This window comes from Azospirillum sp. (assembly GCF_050789165.1).
Window position 1 is genome coordinate 86,911 of the sequence record NZ_JBOZRT010000038.1, and the last position, 16,808, is coordinate 103,718.

At 68.8% G+C, this 16,808-nt stretch carries 21 protein-coding genes and 1 tRNA gene; 11 read left to right on the forward strand and 11 right to left on the reverse strand.

Annotated elements, in window-relative coordinates; all coding sequences use genetic code 11:
* Positions 1-205 precede the first annotated feature (205 nt).
* Entirely contained in the window at positions 206-688 is a 483-nt protein-coding gene (rraA, locus tag ACRWK7_RS08420; protein WP_431855757.1) for a ribonuclease E activity regulator RraA, read from the reverse strand.
* Positions 689-854: 166 nt separating this feature from the next.
* Between rraA and acnA the strand changes: the two genes are divergently transcribed.
* A complete protein-coding gene (gene acnA / locus ACRWK7_RS08425; RefSeq protein WP_431855758.1) occupies positions 855-3,545 on the forward strand; it encodes an aconitate hydratase AcnA in 2,691 nt (896 codons plus the stop codon).
* A 226-nt stretch (positions 3,546-3,771) separates the two neighbouring features.
* Positions 3,772-5,016: a TCR/Tet family MFS transporter gene (locus ACRWK7_RS08430; protein ID WP_431855759.1), complete on the forward strand. Its 1,245-nt coding sequence runs from the start codon at positions 3,772-3,774 to the stop codon at positions 5,014-5,016.
* A 3-nt stretch (positions 5,017-5,019) separates the two neighbouring features.
* On the opposite strand, the gene ACRWK7_RS08435 is transcribed toward ACRWK7_RS08430, so the two are convergent.
* Positions 5,020-5,868, reverse strand: a complete 849-nt coding sequence (locus ACRWK7_RS08435; RefSeq protein WP_431855760.1) for a LysR substrate-binding domain-containing protein — start codon at positions 5,866-5,868, stop codon at positions 5,020-5,022.
* 95 nt (positions 5,869-5,963) lie between these two features.
* Between ACRWK7_RS08435 and ACRWK7_RS08440 the strand changes: the two genes are divergently transcribed.
* Positions 5,964-6,371, forward strand: a complete 408-nt coding sequence (locus tag ACRWK7_RS08440; protein WP_431855761.1) for a tautomerase family protein — start codon at positions 5,964-5,966, stop codon at positions 6,369-6,371.
* A 44-nt stretch (positions 6,372-6,415) separates the two neighbouring features.
* Here ACRWK7_RS08440 and ACRWK7_RS08445 read toward each other — a convergent pair whose 3' ends face one another.
* The 6 genes from ACRWK7_RS08445 to ACRWK7_RS08470 form a co-directional block, all read right to left on the reverse strand.
* On the reverse strand, positions 6,416-6,814 hold the full coding sequence (locus tag ACRWK7_RS08445; protein ID WP_431855762.1) for a DUF6157 family protein: 399 nt from the start codon (positions 6,812-6,814) through the stop codon (positions 6,416-6,418).
* Between the two features lie 40 nt (positions 6,815-6,854).
* A complete protein-coding gene (locus ACRWK7_RS08450; protein WP_431855763.1) occupies positions 6,855-7,430 on the reverse strand; it encodes a hemerythrin domain-containing protein in 576 nt (191 codons plus the stop codon).
* A gap of 256 nt (positions 7,431-7,686) precedes the next feature.
* Complete coding sequence (locus tag ACRWK7_RS08455; RefSeq protein ID WP_431855764.1) at positions 7,687-8,742, reverse strand: hypothetical protein; 1,056 nt, start codon at positions 8,740-8,742, stop codon at positions 7,687-7,689.
* A gap of 119 nt (positions 8,743-8,861) precedes the next feature.
* Positions 8,862-9,080, reverse strand: coding sequence for a DUF1150 family protein (locus ACRWK7_RS08460; RefSeq protein WP_109118545.1), 219 nt, complete (start codon positions 9,078-9,080; stop codon positions 8,862-8,864).
* A 60-nt stretch (positions 9,081-9,140) separates the two neighbouring features.
* On the reverse strand, positions 9,141-9,614 hold the full coding sequence (locus tag ACRWK7_RS08465; protein ID WP_431855765.1) for an Hsp20 family protein: 474 nt from the start codon (positions 9,612-9,614) through the stop codon (positions 9,141-9,143).
* A gap of 384 nt (positions 9,615-9,998) precedes the next feature.
* Positions 9,999-11,102 (reverse strand): NAD(P)/FAD-dependent oxidoreductase, encoded by a 1,104-nt coding sequence (locus tag ACRWK7_RS08470; protein WP_431855766.1) that lies wholly within the window; start codon positions 11,100-11,102, stop codon positions 9,999-10,001.
* A 182-nt stretch (positions 11,103-11,284) separates the two neighbouring features.
* Here ACRWK7_RS08470 and ACRWK7_RS08475 point away from each other — a divergent pair, with 182 nt between their 5' ends.
* The gene (locus ACRWK7_RS08475; protein WP_431855767.1) at positions 11,285-11,536 is read left to right on the forward strand and encodes a hypothetical protein; all 252 of its coding nucleotides are present in this window, start codon (positions 11,285-11,287) and stop codon (positions 11,534-11,536) included.
* Positions 11,537-11,709: 173 nt separating this feature from the next.
* Here the strand turns inward: ACRWK7_RS08475 and ACRWK7_RS08480 are convergent, their stop codons facing one another.
* The gene (locus tag ACRWK7_RS08480; RefSeq protein ID WP_431855768.1) at positions 11,710-11,982 is read right to left on the reverse strand and encodes a hypothetical protein; all 273 of its coding nucleotides are present in this window, start codon (positions 11,980-11,982) and stop codon (positions 11,710-11,712) included.
* A 148-nt stretch (positions 11,983-12,130) separates the two neighbouring features.
* Here ACRWK7_RS08480 and ACRWK7_RS08485 point away from each other — a divergent pair, with 148 nt between their 5' ends.
* Positions 12,131-12,457, forward strand: coding sequence for a hypothetical protein (locus tag ACRWK7_RS08485; protein ID WP_431855769.1), 327 nt, complete (start codon positions 12,131-12,133; stop codon positions 12,455-12,457).
* 87 nt (positions 12,458-12,544) lie between these two features.
* Here the strand turns inward: ACRWK7_RS08485 and ACRWK7_RS08490 are convergent.
* Positions 12,545-12,619, reverse strand: a tRNA-Gly gene (locus ACRWK7_RS08490).
* Between the two features lie 144 nt (positions 12,620-12,763).
* Here ACRWK7_RS08490 and ACRWK7_RS08495 point away from each other — a divergent pair.
* From ACRWK7_RS08495 to ACRWK7_RS08520, 6 genes are all read left to right on the forward strand, one after another.
* Positions 12,764-13,285: a prolyl-tRNA synthetase associated domain-containing protein gene (locus ACRWK7_RS08495; protein WP_431855770.1), complete on the forward strand. Its 522-nt coding sequence runs from the start codon at positions 12,764-12,766 to the stop codon at positions 13,283-13,285.
* 76 nt (positions 13,286-13,361) lie between these two features.
* Entirely contained in the window at positions 13,362-14,288 is a 927-nt protein-coding gene (locus tag ACRWK7_RS08500) for a tetratricopeptide repeat protein (protein WP_431855771.1), read from the forward strand.
* Between the two features lie 85 nt (positions 14,289-14,373).
* Complete coding sequence (locus ACRWK7_RS08505; RefSeq protein WP_431855772.1) at positions 14,374-15,045, forward strand: LON peptidase substrate-binding domain-containing protein; 672 nt, start codon at positions 14,374-14,376, stop codon at positions 15,043-15,045.
* Positions 15,046-15,065: 20 nt separating this feature from the next.
* Positions 15,066-15,314: a Trm112 family protein gene (locus tag ACRWK7_RS08510; protein ID WP_431855773.1), complete on the forward strand. Its 249-nt coding sequence runs from the start codon at positions 15,066-15,068 to the stop codon at positions 15,312-15,314.
* Positions 15,314-15,712, forward strand: a complete 399-nt coding sequence (locus ACRWK7_RS08515) for a gamma-butyrobetaine hydroxylase-like domain-containing protein (RefSeq protein WP_431855774.1) — start codon at positions 15,314-15,316, stop codon at positions 15,710-15,712. Before ACRWK7_RS08510 ends, ACRWK7_RS08515 begins: the two co-directional genes overlap by 1 nt.
* 115 nt (positions 15,713-15,827) lie before the next feature.
* Complete coding sequence (locus ACRWK7_RS08520; RefSeq protein WP_431855775.1) at positions 15,828-16,052, forward strand: hypothetical protein; 225 nt, start codon at positions 15,828-15,830, stop codon at positions 16,050-16,052.
* Here the strand turns inward: ACRWK7_RS08520 and ACRWK7_RS08525 are convergent.
* On the reverse strand, positions 16,049-16,747 hold the full coding sequence (locus ACRWK7_RS08525) for an HAD family hydrolase (RefSeq protein ID WP_431855776.1): 699 nt from the start codon (positions 16,745-16,747) through the stop codon (positions 16,049-16,051). The two genes, ACRWK7_RS08520 and ACRWK7_RS08525, sit on opposite strands and share 4 nt — an antisense overlap.
* Positions 16,748-16,808 lie beyond the last annotated feature (61 nt).

Here is a 16,808-nt window from a genome sequence, read left to right on the forward strand (position 1 = left end):
CTTGTTCTTTTGGGCTCTTAGGCTGACCGTTCCGACCCATTCCGGTGGGTTCTCGTGGACGTGCGCGTCCGCTCCCGTCCCTTCTTCTTGTCTTCTGTTCTTGGCGTTCGGGGCATCCCTACCCAAAACGGCGAGGTGTTATATCGCCGCCACCGCGCCGCAGCAAGCGATAGGCGACTCAGCGGGAGGCGGCGGACGCGCGTTGTTACGGGGCCTCCGACGGGTCCAGCACCAGCACGCCGTCCTCGTCGGCGAAGATGCGGTCGCCGGGGGCGACGCGGATGCCGGCGAAGCTGATGGCCAAGCCGGTCTGGCCCTCGCCGTTGCGCACGGTCTTGCGCGGGATGGCGCCCAGCGCCTTGATGCCGAGGTCGAGCGTGGCGAGCACGCCGGTGTCACGCACGCAGCCGTGGATGATGACGCCTTCCCACTCGTTCTTCACGGCGGACTTGGCGATCAGGTCGCCCATCAACGCGGCGCGCAGGCTGCCGCCGCCGTCCACCACCAGCACCTTGCCCTTGCCGGGGGTGGCGAGCAGTTCCTTCACCCGCGAATTGTCCTCGAAGCACTTCGCGGTTACCGCCTCGCCCGAGAAGCGGTGGCGGCGCCCGTAATCGCGGAACACCGCGTCGGCGACGCGGGCGGTGGCCTCGAAGCGGTCGTAGAGATCGCACGTGCTCTCGAACATGGCGGGTATCCTCCCGGACGGGTTGTGAAGCGTTGGCGGGACGATACGGAATTCCGCTGGTCCAGGGAACCAAACTCCGCCTTCCGCCCTATACCGGGGGAGGACTCGTTACCCTATATCCACTCGAAACCAAGCCTTTGGATCGGCATCAGCATCGGAGGCACCCGTGACCACCTTCGTTGGACAGGATTCGCTCAAGACCCGCCGCACGCTCACCGTGGGCGGCCGGAGCTACGACTACTACAGCATCAAGGCCGCCGAAGAAGCGGGGCTGGGCGATCTGTCGCGGCTGCCCTATTCCATGAAAGTGCTGCTGGAGAACCTGCTGCGCTTCGAGGATGGGCGCTCGGTCAGCGTGGAAGACGTGAAGGCGATGGCGCAGTGGCTGGCGGACAAGCGCTCCAACCGCGAGATCGCCTACCGTCCGGCGCGCGTGCTGATGCAGGATTTCACCGGCGTGCCGGCCGTCTGCGACCTTGCCGCCATGCGCGAGGCGATGGTCGAGTTGGGCGGCGATCCCAAGAAGATCAACCCGTTGGTGCCGGTCGACCTGGTCATCGACCATTCGGTGATGGTCGACTATTTCGGCAGCAAGGATTCCTTCGCCAAGAACGTCCAACTGGAGTTCGAGCGCAACGGCGAACGCTACGCCTTCCTGCGCTGGGGCCAGAAGGCGTTCGACAACTTCCGCGTCGTGCCGCCGGGCACCGGCATCTGCCACCAGGTCAACGTCGAGTACCTGGCGCAGACGGTGTGGACCGACACCGACCCGGCCGGCAAGCTGGTGGCGTATCCCGACACGCTGGTCGGCACCGACAGCCACACCACCATGGTCAACGGCCAGGGGGTGCTGGGCTGGGGTGTCGGCGGCATCGAGGCGGAGGCGGCGATGCTCGGCCAGCCGATCTCGATGCTGATCCCCGAGGTGGTCGGCTTCCGGCTGACCGGCCGGCTGAAGGAAGGTTCGACCGCCACCGACCTCGTGTTGACGGTGACGCAGATGCTGCGTGCCAAGGGCGTGGTCGGCAAGTTCGTCGAGTTCTACGGCGACGGGTTGGACGGGCTGACGCTGGCCGACCGCGCCACCATCGGCAACATGGCGCCGGAGTACGGCGCCACCTGCGGCATCTTCCCGGTGGATGCGGAGACCATCAATTTCCTGAAGTTCACCGGCCGCGACCCGGATCGCATCGCGCTGGTCGAGGCCTACGCCAAGGCGCAGGGCATGTGGCGCGAGGCGGGTTCGCCCGACCCGGTGTTCACCGACACGCTGGAACTCGACCTCGCCACGGTCGAGCCGTCGCTGGCCGGACCGAAGCGGCCGCAGGACCGCGTGCCGCTCTCTGCGGTCGCCGCGTCCTTCGCCAGGGACGTCACCGACACCTTCAAGTGCACGGATCCCAAGAGTGCCACGAAGGTGCAAGGAGCCGATTACGCGCTGGAGCATGGCGCGGTGGTGATCGCCGCCATCACCTCCTGCACCAACACCTCCAACCCCGCGGTGCTGATGGCCGCCGGCTTGGTGGCGCGCAAGGCGGTGGAGAAGGGGCTGGTCACCAAGCCGTGGGTGAAGACCTCGCTGGCTCCGGGCTCGCAGGTGGTCACCGACTATCTTGCCAAGGCTGGCCTGCAGCCGTACCTGGACCAGTTGGGCTTCAACATCGTCGGTTACGGCTGCACCACCTGCATCGGCAACTCCGGCCCGCTGCCCGACCCGATCGCGGCGGCGGTGGAGGAGGGCGATCTGGTGGTCGCCGCGGTGCTGTCGGGCAACCGCAACTTCGAGGGGCGCGTCAACCCGCACACCCGCGCCAACTATCTCGCCAGCCCGCCGCTGTGCGTCGCCTACGCGCTGGCCGGCAACATGTATGTTGACCTTACGAAAGAGCCGATCGGCATCGGCTCCGACGGTCAACCGGTGTACCTGAAGGACATCTGGCCGAGCAGCCGCGAGGTGAACGACGCCATCAACGCCGCGCTGTCGCCGGAGATGTACCGCTCCCGCTACGCCGACGTGTTCAAGGGGCCGACCGAGTGGCAGGGCATCGCCACCGCCGAGGGCGAGACTTACACGTGGCTGGAGGGCTCGACCTACGTGAAGCTGCCGCCCTTCTTCCAGGGCATGCCGAAGACGCCGGGCGCGGTGTCGGACGTGCACGGGGCGCGGGCGCTGGCGGTGCTGGGGGATTCCATCACCACCGACCACATCTCGCCCGCCGGTTCGATCAAGAAGACCAGCCCGGCCGGCGAATACCTGCTGGGCTATCAGGTGCGCCCGCAGGACTTCAACTCGTACGGCGCCCGGCGCGGCAACCACGAGGTGATGATGCGCGGCACCTTCGCCAACATCCGCATCAGGAACGAGCTGGTGCCGGGCGTGGAAGGCGGGGAGACCAAGCACATGCCCTCCGGCGAGCGCATGCCGATCTACACCGCCGCCATGCGCTACGCCGACGAGGGCGTGCCTCTGGTGGTGATCGCCGGCAAGGAGTACGGCACCGGGTCGAGCCGCGACTGGGCGGCGAAGGGCACCAAGCTGCTGGGCGTCAAGGCGGTGATCGTCGAGAGCTTCGAGCGCATCCACCGCTCCAACCTCGTCGGCATGGGCATCCTGCCGTTGCAGTTCAAGAACGGGCTGAACCGGCTGGCGCTGAAGCTGGACGGGTCGGAGACCTTCGACGTCACCGGCATCGAGCAAGACCTGAAACCGCGCAAGGACGTGACGCTGACCATCACCCGCGCCGACGGCCGCAAGGAGACGCACACGCTGCTGCTGCGCATCGATACGCTGGACGAGGTCGAGTACTACCGCAACGGCGGCGTGCTGAACTTCGTGCTGCGGAACTTGGCGGCGTGACGATCCCGTCCCGCCCTCCCGTGGAGGTCACGGGAGGGCGGGACGGGATAACATAATCATCCGATACAGGATCATTTCCGCCTTAACATTTATCGCAACCTGAGGTATGGTCCGCATCCCTCGACCGGCGCCCTGCGCGCCGGTCGGGTGGCAAGGCCCGCGACCCGCCCACCTGTTTGGACGGGGGCTGCCGGGGCCTCCTGCGATCATGCGTCAAGGTTCGATCATGCTTGTCCTCACCGCCTCGCGGCGCACGGCCGCCGTGGCTTTCATTCTGGTCACCGCGGCCCTCGACATCGTCGCCATGGGCATCATCATCCCGGTGCTGCCGTCGCTGATCGAAGAGTTCGTCGGTTCCAACGCGCGCGCCGGGGCGATCAACGGCGCGCTGGTGGCGCTGTGGGCGCTGATGCAGTTCTTCGCCTCGCCGGTCATCGGGTCGCTGTCGGACCGCTACGGCCGGCGACCGGTCATCCTGCTGTCCACGATCGGACTTGCCGTGGACTACGTCATGATGGCGCTGGCGCCCAACCTGTGGTGGCTGGTGGTCGGCCGCGCGGTCGCCGGAATCACATCGTCGAGCTTCACCACGGTCTTCGCCTACATGGCCGACATCACGCCGCCGGAGAAGCGGGCGCGCGCCTACGGCCTGATCGGCGCGGCGTTCAGCGCCGGCTTCGTCGCCGGCCCGTTCCTCGGTGGCCTGCTGGGCGAAGTGTCGCCGCGGGCGCCGTTTTGGACGGCGGGGGCGATGAGCGGTCTGGCCTTCCTTTACGGATTGCTCGTCCTGCCGGAATCGTTGGCCCCCGAGAACCGCATGGCCTTCTCGTGGAGGCGGGCCAACCCGTTCGGGGCGTTCCGGCTGCTGCGCTCCCACCATGAGCTGTTCGGCCTGACCGCCGTCAATTTCCTGCTGCACTTCTCGCACCACGTCTTCTCCGCGGTGTTCGTGCTCTACGCCGGGATGCGCTACGGCTGGAGCGCCTGGGAAGTCGGGCTGCTGCTGGCGATGGCCGGCGGGCTCGACATGCTGGTGCAGGGAGTGCTGGTCGGCCCGGTGGTCAAGCGGTTGGGCGACGGTCGTACCATGATCCTTGGCCTGTGCGGCGGTGCGCTCGGCATCGCCTGCATGGGATTGGCGCCGGACGGCGCGCTGTTCACGCTCGCCATGCTGCCCAACGCGCTGTGGGGGCTGGCCATGCCGACGCTGCAATCGCTGATGACGCGGCGCGTTTCGGAGTCGGAGCAGGGGCAGTTGCAAGGGGCGAACATGAGCGTCGCCAGCTTGGCGGGTATCCTGTCACCGGTGTTCTTCGGCACGGTCTATTCCGCGTCGGTGGGGGAGGACCCGCTGCTGCCGCATCCCGGCGCGGCTTTCCTCATCGCCGCGCTGATCCTGTTGGCGGCGGCGGTGAAGGGGGTGAGCGTGACGACGGTCTCGGAGCCGGAGTGCCGTTCCGCGGGGAGTTGACCGCTACACGGCCAATCCATCCGCCATAAGATTGCCGAGGTCCTGCGCTGACGACGGCGCATCAGGTCGCACGCGGATCGAGAAGACGGCTTCGCCCAGGTCCGGGAGACCGAGTTCTGCCGGGCCGGGAGCGATGCCGGGGCCGATCCAGCGCGCCGTGCGCGCGGTCAGCGCGACCCCCGCGCCGACCGCCGCCCGCAGCCCGGACAGGCTCTGGCTCGTCGCGGCGACCCGGTAGCGGCGGCCGGCGCGCTCCAGCGCCGTCAACGCCGCGTCCCGGAAGCCGCAGGGCGGGTCGAGCAGCGCCAGCGGCACCTCGCCGTCCGCCCGCATCAAGCCGTCGGCGGCGGCTAGCCAAATCATCGGTTCGCGCAGCACCGCCACCTCGTCGGCGCTCGGTTTCAGGCGCATGGCGATCAGCACGTCGATGTCCCCCGCTTCGAAAGCGTTCGACAGCTCGCCGCTGCGGCCGACCCTCAGGTTCAGCCGCAGCCGCGCGTGCGTGCCGGCGAACAGGCGCAGGAGCGGCGCCAACCCATGTTCGGCGAAATCCTGTGTGGTCGCCACCGTCAGCCGGCCCTCGGCGCGCGCGCCCTTCAGGCTGAGCAGCGCCGTCCGGTGCAGGTCGAGGATGCGGCGCGCGTGCCCCACCAGTTCCTGCCCGGTGTCGGTCAGCGCCCGGCCGCGGCCGGCAGGGAGGAACAGCGGCTCGCCGACGATCTCCTCCAACTTCTGCATCTGCGCGGTGACCGCCGAAGGCGAGCGCCCCACCACATGCGCCGCCCGCGCGAGCGAGCCGCCATCAGCGAAGGCCAGGAAGGTGCGCAGGAGATCCGGGTCGAGGTGCTGCACGATTCGAATTTCCTGAATGTTTCATTCAGATAAATCCGATTTTTCCGAACCATCAAGCGGCGCAGGATCCGGGCATCCAACCAAGGGAGCCCGCCATGCCCATCATCAACGTTTCCGTCACCGCCACGCCCGACGCCACCCTCTCGGCCCGCATCGCCGCCGAGGTGACCGAGCTGACCCGGCAACACCTGCGCAAAGACCCGGCGGTCACCGCCGTCGCCGTGCATTACGCCGATCCGGCGCACTGGTTCGCCGGCGGCCGCTCGCTGGCCGAGCAGGGCGTCCACACCTTCTGGCTCGACATCAAGGTGGTGGACGGCACCAACACCAAGGCCGAGATCGCCGCGTACCTGGAGGCGGTCTACGCCGCCATGGGGCGGATTCTCGGCGAGGTGCATCCCGAAAGCTACATCCTGGTGCACGAGGTGCCGGGCGCTGCCTACGGTTTCGGCGGGCTTACGCAGGAATATCGCTTCATCAAGGGGCGGCTGGAGGCCGCCTGAAGAGATGCGAGGGGCCGCGGGGCCCCTCGCGGCACCCCGGGACCTTAGGCGCGGCGGTTGCGCATGCCGGCCACGATCGTCAGGTCCGGACGAGCCAGAAGGCGGCGGTAGTCGTCGGACTCGACGGCGTGGAGGGCGACCCGGCCGTCCCCGTCGTGGTGCAGGCCCCAGCCGTACTGCTTCACCAGCGGCGAGACGCGCAGGCAGGCCTGAGGCTTCGCGAAGAAGGCGGCGCGGGCCTGTGGCCGGTCGGTCTCGGCGATGTCGTTGCGGCGCGCGAACACCTCGAACAGCAGGTCGTCGCTGGTGATCGCGTACGGGCGCTCCCGCAGCAGCGCGTGCTGCAGCCCGGCGACGGACTCCGCCTTGGCCGGAACGGTGCCCTGCGCTGCGCCGCAGTCCGGCGAGACGGTGATAAAGGTGTTCCGATAGTTCGTGCTCATGCCGCGCCCTCCGCCGGCGGAGGATAGCACGCCGCCGCCGCTACAGGAGCAGCGCCTTCTCCCGCGAGACGCCGCCGGAGAGGATCAGCGTCTCCTGGTCGCTCAGGGCTTGGCGCAGCTTGGGAAAGTCCACCTCTTCCTCCTGGCGGACGTGGCGTTCGATCAGCGCGCGCAGCTCGCGCACGCGGACCAGCCAGCTCGGGTCGGACTTCGGCGTGGTCTCCAGCGCGAACAACAGGCGCTTCATGTCGGCGTGCTCGGCGTAGAGGTGCTTGGCGTCGTCGGCCGCCGGCGTCCGGTCGTGCAGCAGCGGGTAGACCACGTCCTCCTCCGCCATGGCGTGCGCGGCGAGGCGGCGCTTCAGGCGCAGGAACAGCTGCGTGCGGTGGAAGACCGCGTCGTCCGGGCTGCGCTCCATGCTGTGCAGCAGCGACAGGATGGCGCGGTGGTCCTGTTCCAGCGTGGCGAGCGGATCGCGGCCCGATGCGCCCCGCGCGGTACCGGCCAGATGCGCCATCACCGGCGGCAGCAGCCGGCTGGCGATCAACGCCACCATCGCGCCGCTGACGAACGCGGCCAGGCCGCTGCTGGAGGACCCGCCCGAATTCCGTGCCATAATGCCCGCACCCATTTTGCTGTGGACCGACAGAGCGGCAACAGCGTGCCGGGAGGGGCGTTCCGGTCAGGCGCCGCCGTACAGCTCTCCAGCCGTTGCTCGGCGGCGAAGCGCAAAAGAATCGCGGGGACCGGGGCTACAGCCCCCGGTCCCCGCGGCGGGATGTCCCGGCACGCAGTGGTAACGCACGATGCAAGCGCCAGCTTGGCGCTATCGGAGTGGCTCCGGGTTGACGGCGGTCAAGCGGTGGCAGGCATCAATGGTGCGCGTGGTGCGCCGCCGACTGCTCCAGGCTCTTGATGCGCGCCATGCCGGGCAGGATCTCGGACTTGATGAACTCCAGCCGACGGTTGGGGCCGCCGCCGCCGCGGGCGAAGCGGGCCTTCCACAGGTCCATCTTCACCGCAAGGCCGCACAGCACGCCGCCGATGGTCACGTGGTGCGCTGTGATCAACTCGCGGATCGAGCGGAAGGTCTCGGCGTTGATGTCGCGCCAGAAGTCGCGCGACCGGGCGTCGAAGCTCTCGAACCGGCCGGTGATCGAGGTCGAGATGTCTGTCAGGTCGCGGCTGATGTCGTCCAGCATCTTGGCCTGCCGGTAGTCGCGCTTGATCTCGTTGGAGTTGCGCACCTCCGCCATCCAGGACAGGAAGCGCTGCACCTCCGGCACGATGTCGTCCAGGCACTTCTTGAAGTAGGCCAGCGACAGGAAGATGTCGCCGTAATCCTCCAGGAAGTTCGGGATGTCCATCAGCCCGATGTCCAGCCGGTCGGCCATCATGCGCAGGTTGCGCAGCGCCTCTTCGCGGTTGGGCGAGGCGAACATCTTGATGAGCTGGTCGACGCTGTTGACCTCCATGTTCTCCGACCCGTAGACGTACTCCATCAGCGGACGGGTGAACACGGTCATGTACTGCGTCAGCTCGGCCTTCTTCTTCTCGGAGAGGGTGAGCGACTCGTGACTGCTGATGTCGATCTTCAGCCGGCGCAGCTCGATGCGCGAGGTGTAGACGTCGAAGCTGGCGGCCTGCGCGATCTTCTCGATCTTCAGCAGGTCGCGCTCGACCTCTTCCTTGTAGGATTCGAAGTAGACGCCGATGTCGCGCGGCTTCACCTGGCCGCTGCCGGTCTGGGCGTCGTTGAACATCTCGATGACGGTGTCGAGGCGCACGTTCTTGATCAGGCGCGCGTGCTGCAGCCCCGGCGTCTCGATCGGAATCATGGAGAGCGGCATGATGTGAAGCGCGTCGCGCGCCTCGTCGCTCCATGCCTTTTGTCGTGCGGCCTCGTCCGTCTCTTGACCGCCGTCCACGGCCACTCTCCTGAAAACCCCGAACCGGCCGAATGGTGCTACCGCCGGCCGTGCCTACAATAGCCGGCGCGACGGTGGACACAAGCCGGAATCCCGGTCCGGCAACCTGTGGGTGAGCGTCAGTGGACGCTCACCGGCTCCAGGTCGTTCTGGCGGACGGCGGCGGAGGCGACCTCGCGGTCGGGCAGCACGGTCAGCGGCGTGCCGTCGGCGGCGTGCACGGCGAAGGCCGCGACGCCGTTGACGCTGACGGGCTTGACGTAGGCCACGTGATCGACGCCGAAGGCCGCGAAGTCTTCGGGCGAGAGGTGGCGGAAAAGGGCGGGGGAGGTGTTCATATCGACACTTTCTCTGCGGAATCGGGCTCTGAAGAAGCGGGTCTCGGCCGGCGCGCCGGGTCAGCCCTCGGACCGGTCGGGGGCCACGTCGATGGTGCGGGCGGTGCCGCCGTCGTCGGGCTTGGGCTGCTGGATCTTGATGGTGCGCACCTTGGGCTCGGGCAGCGGCCGGGTCAGATCGATGTTCAGGAGGCCGTTGTCGAGCGACGCACCCAACACCTCGATGCCCTCGGCCAGCACGAAGCTGCGCTGGAACTGGCGGGCCGCGATGCCGCGGTGCAGGTAGATCCGGCTCTTGTCGTCCTGCTGGCGACCGCGGATGACGAGCTGGTTGTCCTCGATCTGCACCGACAGGTCGTCGGCGGTGAAGCCGGCCACCGCCAGCGTGATCCGCAGGCCATCGTCGCCGATCTGCTCGATGTTGTAGGGCGGATAGCCCTCGGCCGAACTCTTGGCGATGCGGTCGAGCGTCCGCTCGAACTGGTCGAAGCCCAGCAGCAGGGGGCTGTTGAAGAGCGAGAGGCGTGTCGACATGGCGCATCCTCCTCAAGGGTTGAGCGAGTTGCAGCGAGGGCCCGTTGCCGGCGCCCGACGGAAGGTTGGCAGCCCGAGGACCTCGGCGCTGCCTTGCACCATAAATGGGGAGGGGCACCCCCTGGTCAAGAGAGTGGACGGGGCCGCGTCCACCGGGGGAGGTCAGGAGGCGGCGGCGGCCCTGCGGGAGGGCGAATGGAACACTGTGGAACACCATGGAACAGTGTGCGGAGGCTGTTCAGTTCACCACCTGCACCCAATCCCCCTAAAGGACTTCGATCCTAGACCGAAATCCCTGTTTTGGCAAGGCCTTCCGGCCGGTGAGGCCGTTGCCCCGCTCTCCCCCGCACTCTTCCCGCGCCGGAGGCGAGGGAGGGGGCGTGTCTATTCCAGCAGCCCCGCCACGTGGTCGGCGATGGCGAGGCAGGAGGTCAGGCCCGGCGACTCGATGCCGAACAGGTTGACCAGACCCGGCACGCCGTGCGTCTCCGGCCCCTGGATCAGCCAGTCGGCCTGCCCCTGGCCGGGACCGGTCAGCTTCGGGCGGATGCCGCAATAGGCCGGCACCAGCCCGCCGTCCGGCAGGCCCGGCCAATAGCTGCGCACCGAGGCGTAGAAGGAGTCGGCGCGGGCCGGATCGACGCTGTACTCGATGCGGTCCACCCACTCCACGTCGGGGCCGAAGCGCGCCTGTCCGGCGAGGTCCAGCGTGATGTGCACGCCCAAGCCCCCCTCGATCGGCATCGGGTAGACCAGCCGGGTGAAGGGCGAGCGCCCGTGCGCCAGCGCGTAGTAGTTGCCCTTGGCCAGGAACTTCGGCGGCACGTGCTCGGCCGGGAAACCCTCCAGCGCGCGCGTCGCCTCCCAGGCGTGCAGGCCGGCGCAGTTGACCAGCACGTCGCAGGCGATGCGCATCGGCTCGGCGCCGCCGGCCTCCACCTCGATGCCGGCGTCGGTGACGCGGCCGGCCACCAGCGGGCTCTTGAAGGCCAGCATGGCGCCGTGCTCCTCGGCGTCGCCGCGCAGCGCCAGCATCAGGGCGTGGCTGTCGATGATGCCGGTGGAGGGGGAGAGCAGCGCCGCCACGCAATGCAGGTTGGGCTCCAGCGCGACGGCCTCGGCGGCGCTCAGCAGTTTCAGGTCATCGACGCCGTTCTGCGCAGCCTGCCGGCGGATCGCCTCGAAGCGGGGCATCTGGCTCTCGTCGGTGGCGACGATCAGCTTGCCGATGCGCTGGTGCGCCACGCCGTGCGACTCGCAGTAGGCGTACAGCGCGTCGCGCCCCGGCACGCACAGCGTCGCCCGCAGCGTGCCGGTGGGGTAGTAGATGCCGGCGTGGATGACCTCGGAGTTGCGCGAGCTGGTGCCGGTGCCGATGGCGTCCTCGGCCTCCAGCACGATCACCTCGCGCCCGGCCATCGCCAGCCGCCGCGCCACCGCCAAGCCGACCACGCCGGCCCCGACCACCACGCACCCGACCCGCTCCATGCACCCGTCTCCCATGACCAGGAAAGAGGCAGAGGGTGGGGGCAATCGCGCCGCCGCGCAAGGGTGTCGCGGACCGACCGCGGGGTGCGGATTTCCGGCGCGCGCGCAGCGTGTGGGTGTATGATTCGACGGGCGCCGTTGACGGCGCGGGGGCTTTCCGGGACGGCGGCGGGGGTGCCGGTATGAGGCGTGCGGTTACCTGGTACTTCAGCCGGGCGCTGGGCGTCGTCGGCCTGTTCACCGGGGGCTTTCAGCTGGCGTGGTCGGCGATCACCGGGGCGGGGCCGGGGGAGCTGCTGTCGTCGCTGGGCACCGCCATCCTGCTGACGGTCGGCGGCATGTTGCTCGGCGCCATCGTCGATGTGGTGATCCAGGTCCGCAAGCGCTCCCGTTCGCGGGAGCCCGGTCGGACCCCGCATCACCGGAAGCGGTGAGCCCATTCGCGCCCGCGCCGCGTTCGGATGCGCCCGTCCACGCCGCGACCCTATCCGCCTCCACGTTCGCGCGGGGAGGGGATCGCTGGTAGGGTTCCCTCACGCCATGGACTCTCCCTTCTGACAACTGGCCCGCCCCGGCGACGGGGCGGGCGTTTTGCTGTGTGGGAGACTCAATGCATCGTGCGCCGGTCGGCGGGGCGTGGCGGCCGGACGACCTGGTCCTTCGCCGCGCCCAGCATGGCCTCGGCCTGCTGCTGGATGTCGGCGGCGCGGGCGCGCTCGGCCGGGTCGGGGCTGCGGGCCTGGACGAACTCGGCCGCCTGCACGGTCACGTCGAGCGTCTCGACGACCTCCTCGACGGTCTCCTCCAGCGCCTCGATGTCCACGCCGGACGCCTCGCGGGCGGGCGCCGCGTTCGGATTCGGTTTTCCCGTCTGGCTCATGAATCGCTCCGCGTGTTGGCTGTCGCAGACCAACAGGGCGGGGGCGGGGGCGTTCCGAATGGGGCCGTATCGGACAATCCGCCGGTGCGTCGGATGAAAAACAAGCTTAAGCTTGTTTGTTCAGGGCGAACGGCGGCGGAGGATCGGCATGCGTTCCAGACCACTCATCGCCGGCGTGCTGGCGGGCTCGCTGCTGACCTCCGGCTGTGCCAACACCGACAACGGCGACGTCGCCGGGGCGCTGCTGCTCGGCGCCGCGGTGGTCGGCCTCGGCGTCCTGGCCGCCACCACGCTGGATGACGACGACGACGGCGACCACCGGCGCCATCGCCACCGCGACGGCTACCGGGATACGTATCGCTACGCCAACAACGGCCGCTGCGACGACCCGTCCTACCGCACCTCGAACGGCGGACGCGCCGCCCCGGGGACCGACGAGCGCGACTGCCGCCGCCATGGCGACGGTCGCAGGTAAGGGCGGCACGTAAGGAAGGATGGTCCGGACATGCGAAAGGCCGGCGCAAGGCCGGCCTTCGTATCGCGATCTCCCCTTTGGGGAGAATGGAGCGGGCGAAGGGATTCGAACCCTCGACCCCAACCTTGGCAAGGTTGTGCTCTACCCCTGAGCTACGCCCGCGCTCCGTGCTGCCGTCCGTTCCGTGTCGGTCCGTCCGGCGGCGTGCGGCGGAATATACAGATCGGTTTTCGCAATGCAAGCGCCTTGTTGCGTTTTTTTCCCGACGGCTGGACGGGGCTCGGCAAGGCACGGTAAAAGCACGGTATGAGCCATTCCTCCGCCACCGCCGACACGCCCCTGCCGACCTCGCCCGAGCGGCTGCTCGCCCGCCTGGACGAGCTGGGCTTCCAGACCGTCACCCACAGCCACCCGCCGCTGTTCACCGTCGAGGAGAGCAAGGCGTTGCGCGGCGAACTGCCGGGCGGCCACTGCAAGAACCTGTTCCTCAAGGACCGGAAGGACCAGTACTGGCTGGTGGTGGCGCTGGAGGACGCGGCCGTTTCGCTGAACAGCTTCGACAAGGTGATCGGTTCGGCCCGGCTGTCCTTCGCCTCGGCCGAGCGGCTGTGGGAGGTGCTGGGGGTGCGGCCGGGGTCGGTGACGCCGTTCGCGCTGATCAACGACACCGAACACCGCGTCACCGTGATCCTGCAGAAGGCGATGCTGGACCACGACCCGCTGAACTATCATCCTCTGCTGAACGACCGGACCACGGCGATCCGCCCGGCCGACCTGCTGGCCTTCATCCGCGCCTGCGGGCACGAGCCGCGCGTGGTCGACTTCTAGTGTTGCCGAAATCCTTGTTGCCGGCGCGCCGCGCCTACATTTAATCACGCACGCTTCAAACGGGATTGCCAAAGCCATGTTCTCACCGCCGCCCAACGCCGCAAACGCCCCCGCCGCCAACGACGTGATCAAGGACGGCTCCGACCGCACCTTCATGGCCGACGTCATCGAGGCGTCGCGCGACACCCCGATCATCGTCGACTTCTGGGCGCCCTGGTGCGGCCCCTGCAAGCAGCTGGGCCCGGCGATCGAGAAGGCGGTGCGCGCCGCCAAGGGCGCGGTGAAGCTGGTCAAGATCGACACCGACCAGCACCCGATGATCGCCCAGCAGCTGCGCGTGCAGTCGATCCCGGCGGTGTACGCCTTCTACCAGGGCCGCCCGGTGGACGGCTTCGTCGGCGCCCAGCCCGAGTCGCAGATCAAGGCCTTCGTCGAGCGTCTGGCCAAGCTGGGCGGCGGCGCCGGCGGCATGGACGACATGCTGGCCGACGCGCTGGCCCAGGCCAAGGAGGCGCTGGACGCCGGCGACGTCGCCACGGCGTCGGACATCTACGGCCAGATCCTGCAGGCGGTGCCGGACAACGGGCAGGCCTACGCCGGCCTCGTGCGCTGCCTCGTCGCCTCCGGCGACCTGGACCGCGCCAAGCAGATGATCGAGCAGGCGCCCGAGGCGCTGGCCAAGGACAACGACCTGGCCGCCGCCAAGAGCGCCATCGAGGTCGCCGAGCAGGCCAAGAACGCCGGCCCGATCCCCGAGCTGATGGAAAAGCTGGCGCACAACAAGGACGACCACCAGACGCGCTACGACCTCGCCATGGCGCTGTACGCGGCGGGCAAGCGCGAGTCGGCGGTGGACGAGCTGCTGGAGCTGGTGCGCCGCGACCGCACCTGGAACGAGGACGCCGCGCGCAAGCAGCTGGTCAAGCTGTTCGAGGCGTTCGGGCCGAAGGACCCGCTGACCCTGTCGGCGCGCCGCCGGCTGTCGTCCATTCTGTTCAGCTAGAACGTTCGTGGGTTGGGCCGCCCGTTGGCCCAACCCACGTCAACTACGCCCTGTTCGGCTTGCGCGCGGTGCCTATGTAACTGCCATGAGCCGGAGCCCCTTCGACCCGACCCTCGACCAGTTGCCGCGCGAACTGCCCGTGTTCCCGCTGCCGGGCGTTCTGCTGCTGCCGCGCGGGCGGCTGCCGCTCAACATCTTCGAGCCGCGCTATCTGGCCATGGTGCGGGACGCGCTGGGCGCCGACCGCATGATCGGCATGATCCAGCCGACCGACCCGACCTCGCGCGCCAAGGCGCCGCCGCTCTACGAGACCGGCTGCGCCGGGCGCATCACCTCCTTCTCCGAGACCGAGGACGGCCGCTTCCTGATCACGCTGACGGGGGTGTGCCGCTTCCTGGTGCTGCGCGAGCTGCCCTGCGCGCGCGGCTACCGCCGCGTTCTGCCGGCGTGGGAGCGCTTCGCCGCCGACCTGGACGGCGAGGCGACCGGCGGCATCGACCGCGAACGGCTGGTCTGCGGGCTGAAGGGCTATTTCAAGGCGCAGGGCATTTCGGCCAACTGGGACTCCATCGACGGCACGCCGGACGAGCGGCTGGTGACCTCGCTGGCGATGATCTGCCCGTTCGAGGCGAGCGAGAAACAGGCGCTGCTGGAGGCGCCGGACCTCGGCGAGCGCGCGAAGCTCTTGATCGCGCTGATCGAGATGGCCATTCTCGACGGCCACGAAGGCGACGGCGGCACGCTGCCGCGCCACTGACAGGACGTAAGGCGGCATTCATGAGCGCATCGACCCACGAGGACAAGCCGGGCGACGGCAAGACGCAGGCCCGCGTCGATCCGAAGCTGCTGGAGATCCTGGTCTGCCCGCTGACCAAGGGCCCGCTGCGCTACGACTCGGAGCGCAACGAGCTGATCAGCGAGCGGGCCGGACTGGCGTACCCGATCCGCGACGGCATCCCGATCATGCTGATCGACGAGGCGCGCCGGATCGACGACCACCCCATCCGCGGCCCGGGGGCGGCGTGATGAGCGAGGATCCCGGCACCCAGCGCCCTGGTACCGAACATTGGCCCACCGAGGTCCGCCTGAAGTCGGCGGAAAAGCGGCTGGAGATCGACTTCGACAACGGCGTCAGCTTCTCGCTGCCGGCCGAGTTCCTGCGCGTCAACAGCCCGTCGGCCGAGGTGCAGGGGCACGGGCCGGGGCAGAAGACCCTGCAACGCGGCAAGATGCACGTCGGCATCATGAAGCTGGAGCCGGTCGGGCACTACGCGCTGCGCATCGTCTTCGACGACCTGCACGACAGCGGCATCTACACCTGGGCCTACCTCTACGAGCTGGGCGAGAACCAGGAGCGGCTGTGGGCCGAGTACCTGGCCGAGCTGGAGGAGAAGGGCTACAGCCGGGACCCGCGGGCGCGCTGAGCGCGCCCCTGGGCTGCGGCGCGGCGCCGCATGCCCTCCGCCTGTGCTTGCGCATTCACATAAAATTTTATACAAATCCATCACGAAAGCGATCTACCTCGGAAGGGAGGCTGCCGTGTCGTCGATGGACTGGTTTGAGGAGCGCCTCGAGCAGCGCCGGTCGATGCTGGCCCGCCATCGGGAAATCCAGCGCGAGCGTCGGAGAAAGGCGCGGAAGGTCGCCCGCGTGGCGCTGGCCGTCACGCTGGTGGTGCTGAGCATCCTGGCCGTGGGCATCACCCGCAAGGCGCTGACCGTGATCGAACACGCGCAGGGGATCGAGAGCCAGCGCGTCTCCTAAGAAGCGCCGCCGCGCAGCTCCGCCAGAAGCCCCTCCAGCTCGCGCACCGACTCGATGCGCCGGTAGCCCTCGGCGGGCGGCTCCGCCACCTCGTGCGCCCAGGTGACGTGGTAGGGCACGTGCACCGCGTGCCCGCCGATCGCCAGCACCGGCAGGACGTCGGAGCGCACCGAGTTGCCCACCATCACGAACCGCGCCGGATCGACGCCGTGCCGCTCCAGGACGCGGCGGTAGGTGTCGGGGTCCTTCTCGCTGACGATCTCCACCGCGGCGAAGCGCTCGGCGAGGCCGGAGCGGGCGATCTTGCTCTCCTGGTCGAACAGGTCGCCCTTGGTGATCAGCAGCAGCCGGGTGCGGCCGGAGAGCGCCTCCACCACCTCGGCGACGCCGTCCAGCAGGTCCACCGGGTGCTGCAGCATCGCCTTGCCGAAGTCGATCAGCGTCCGGATGTCGGTGGCGGCGACGCGGCCGTCGGTGACCTCGATGGCGGTCTCGATCATCGACAGCACGAAGCCCTTGATGCCGTAGCCGTAGACGCCGAGGTTGCGCCGCTCCGCGTCGAGCAGGCGCGCGTCGATCACCGCCGGGTCGGCGGCGTGCGCCAGCAGGCCGCGGAAGCGGTCCTGCGTCATCGAGAACAGCGACTCGTTGTGCCAGAGCGTGTCGTCGCCGTCGAAGGCGATGGTGTCGATCATCGGGGTTTGCCGCCATGCTTTCGGAGAGGAGGGCGGCGAAGAGGTAGGCCGCGGTTTGCGG

Excerpts from the sequence above, each read along its gene's own strand:
- ACRWK7_RS08495 (WP_431855770.1), top strand. The coding sequence starts at position 12,764 with ATGAGCCATTCCTCCGCCACCGCCGACACGCCCCTGCCGACCTCGCCC.
- ACRWK7_RS08470 (WP_431855766.1), bottom strand. The coding sequence starts at position 11,102 with ATGGAGCGGGTCGGGTGCGTGGTGGTCGGGGCCGGCGTGGTCGGCTTG.
- ACRWK7_RS08505 (WP_431855772.1), top strand. The coding sequence starts at position 14,374 with ATGAGCCGGAGCCCCTTCGACCCGACCCTCGACCAGTTGCCGCGCGAA.
- ACRWK7_RS08500 (WP_431855771.1), top strand. The coding sequence starts at position 13,362 with ATGTTCTCACCGCCGCCCAACGCCGCAAACGCCCCCGCCGCCAACGAC.
- ACRWK7_RS08445 (WP_431855762.1), bottom strand. The coding sequence starts at position 6,814 with ATGAGCACGAACTATCGGAACACCTTTATCACCGTCTCGCCGGACTGC.
- ACRWK7_RS08525 (WP_431855776.1), bottom strand. The coding sequence starts at position 16,747 with ATGATCGACACCATCGCCTTCGACGGCGACGACACGCTCTGGCACAAC.
- ACRWK7_RS08450 (WP_431855763.1), bottom strand. The coding sequence starts at position 7,430 with ATGGCACGGAATTCGGGCGGGTCCTCCAGCAGCGGCCTGGCCGCGTTC.
- ACRWK7_RS08465 (WP_431855765.1), bottom strand. The coding sequence starts at position 9,614 with ATGTCGACACGCCTCTCGCTCTTCAACAGCCCCCTGCTGCTGGGCTTC.
- ACRWK7_RS08475 (WP_431855767.1), top strand. The coding sequence starts at position 11,285 with ATGAGGCGTGCGGTTACCTGGTACTTCAGCCGGGCGCTGGGCGTCGTC.
- ACRWK7_RS08430 (WP_431855759.1), top strand. The coding sequence starts at position 3,772 with ATGCTTGTCCTCACCGCCTCGCGGCGCACGGCCGCCGTGGCTTTCATT.
- ACRWK7_RS08515 (WP_431855774.1), top strand. The coding sequence starts at position 15,314 with ATGAGCGAGGATCCCGGCACCCAGCGCCCTGGTACCGAACATTGGCCC.
- ACRWK7_RS08480 (WP_431855768.1), bottom strand. The coding sequence starts at position 11,982 with ATGAGCCAGACGGGAAAACCGAATCCGAACGCGGCGCCCGCCCGCGAG.
- ACRWK7_RS08510 (WP_431855773.1), top strand. The coding sequence starts at position 15,066 with ATGAGCGCATCGACCCACGAGGACAAGCCGGGCGACGGCAAGACGCAG.
- ACRWK7_RS08440 (WP_431855761.1), top strand. The coding sequence starts at position 5,964 with ATGCCCATCATCAACGTTTCCGTCACCGCCACGCCCGACGCCACCCTC.
- ACRWK7_RS08460 (WP_109118545.1), bottom strand. The coding sequence starts at position 9,080 with ATGAACACCTCCCCCGCCCTTTTCCGCCACCTCTCGCCCGAAGACTTC.
- rraA (WP_431855757.1), bottom strand. The coding sequence starts at position 688 with ATGTTCGAGAGCACGTGCGATCTCTACGACCGCTTCGAGGCCACCGCC.
- ACRWK7_RS08485 (WP_431855769.1), top strand. The coding sequence starts at position 12,131 with ATGCGTTCCAGACCACTCATCGCCGGCGTGCTGGCGGGCTCGCTGCTG.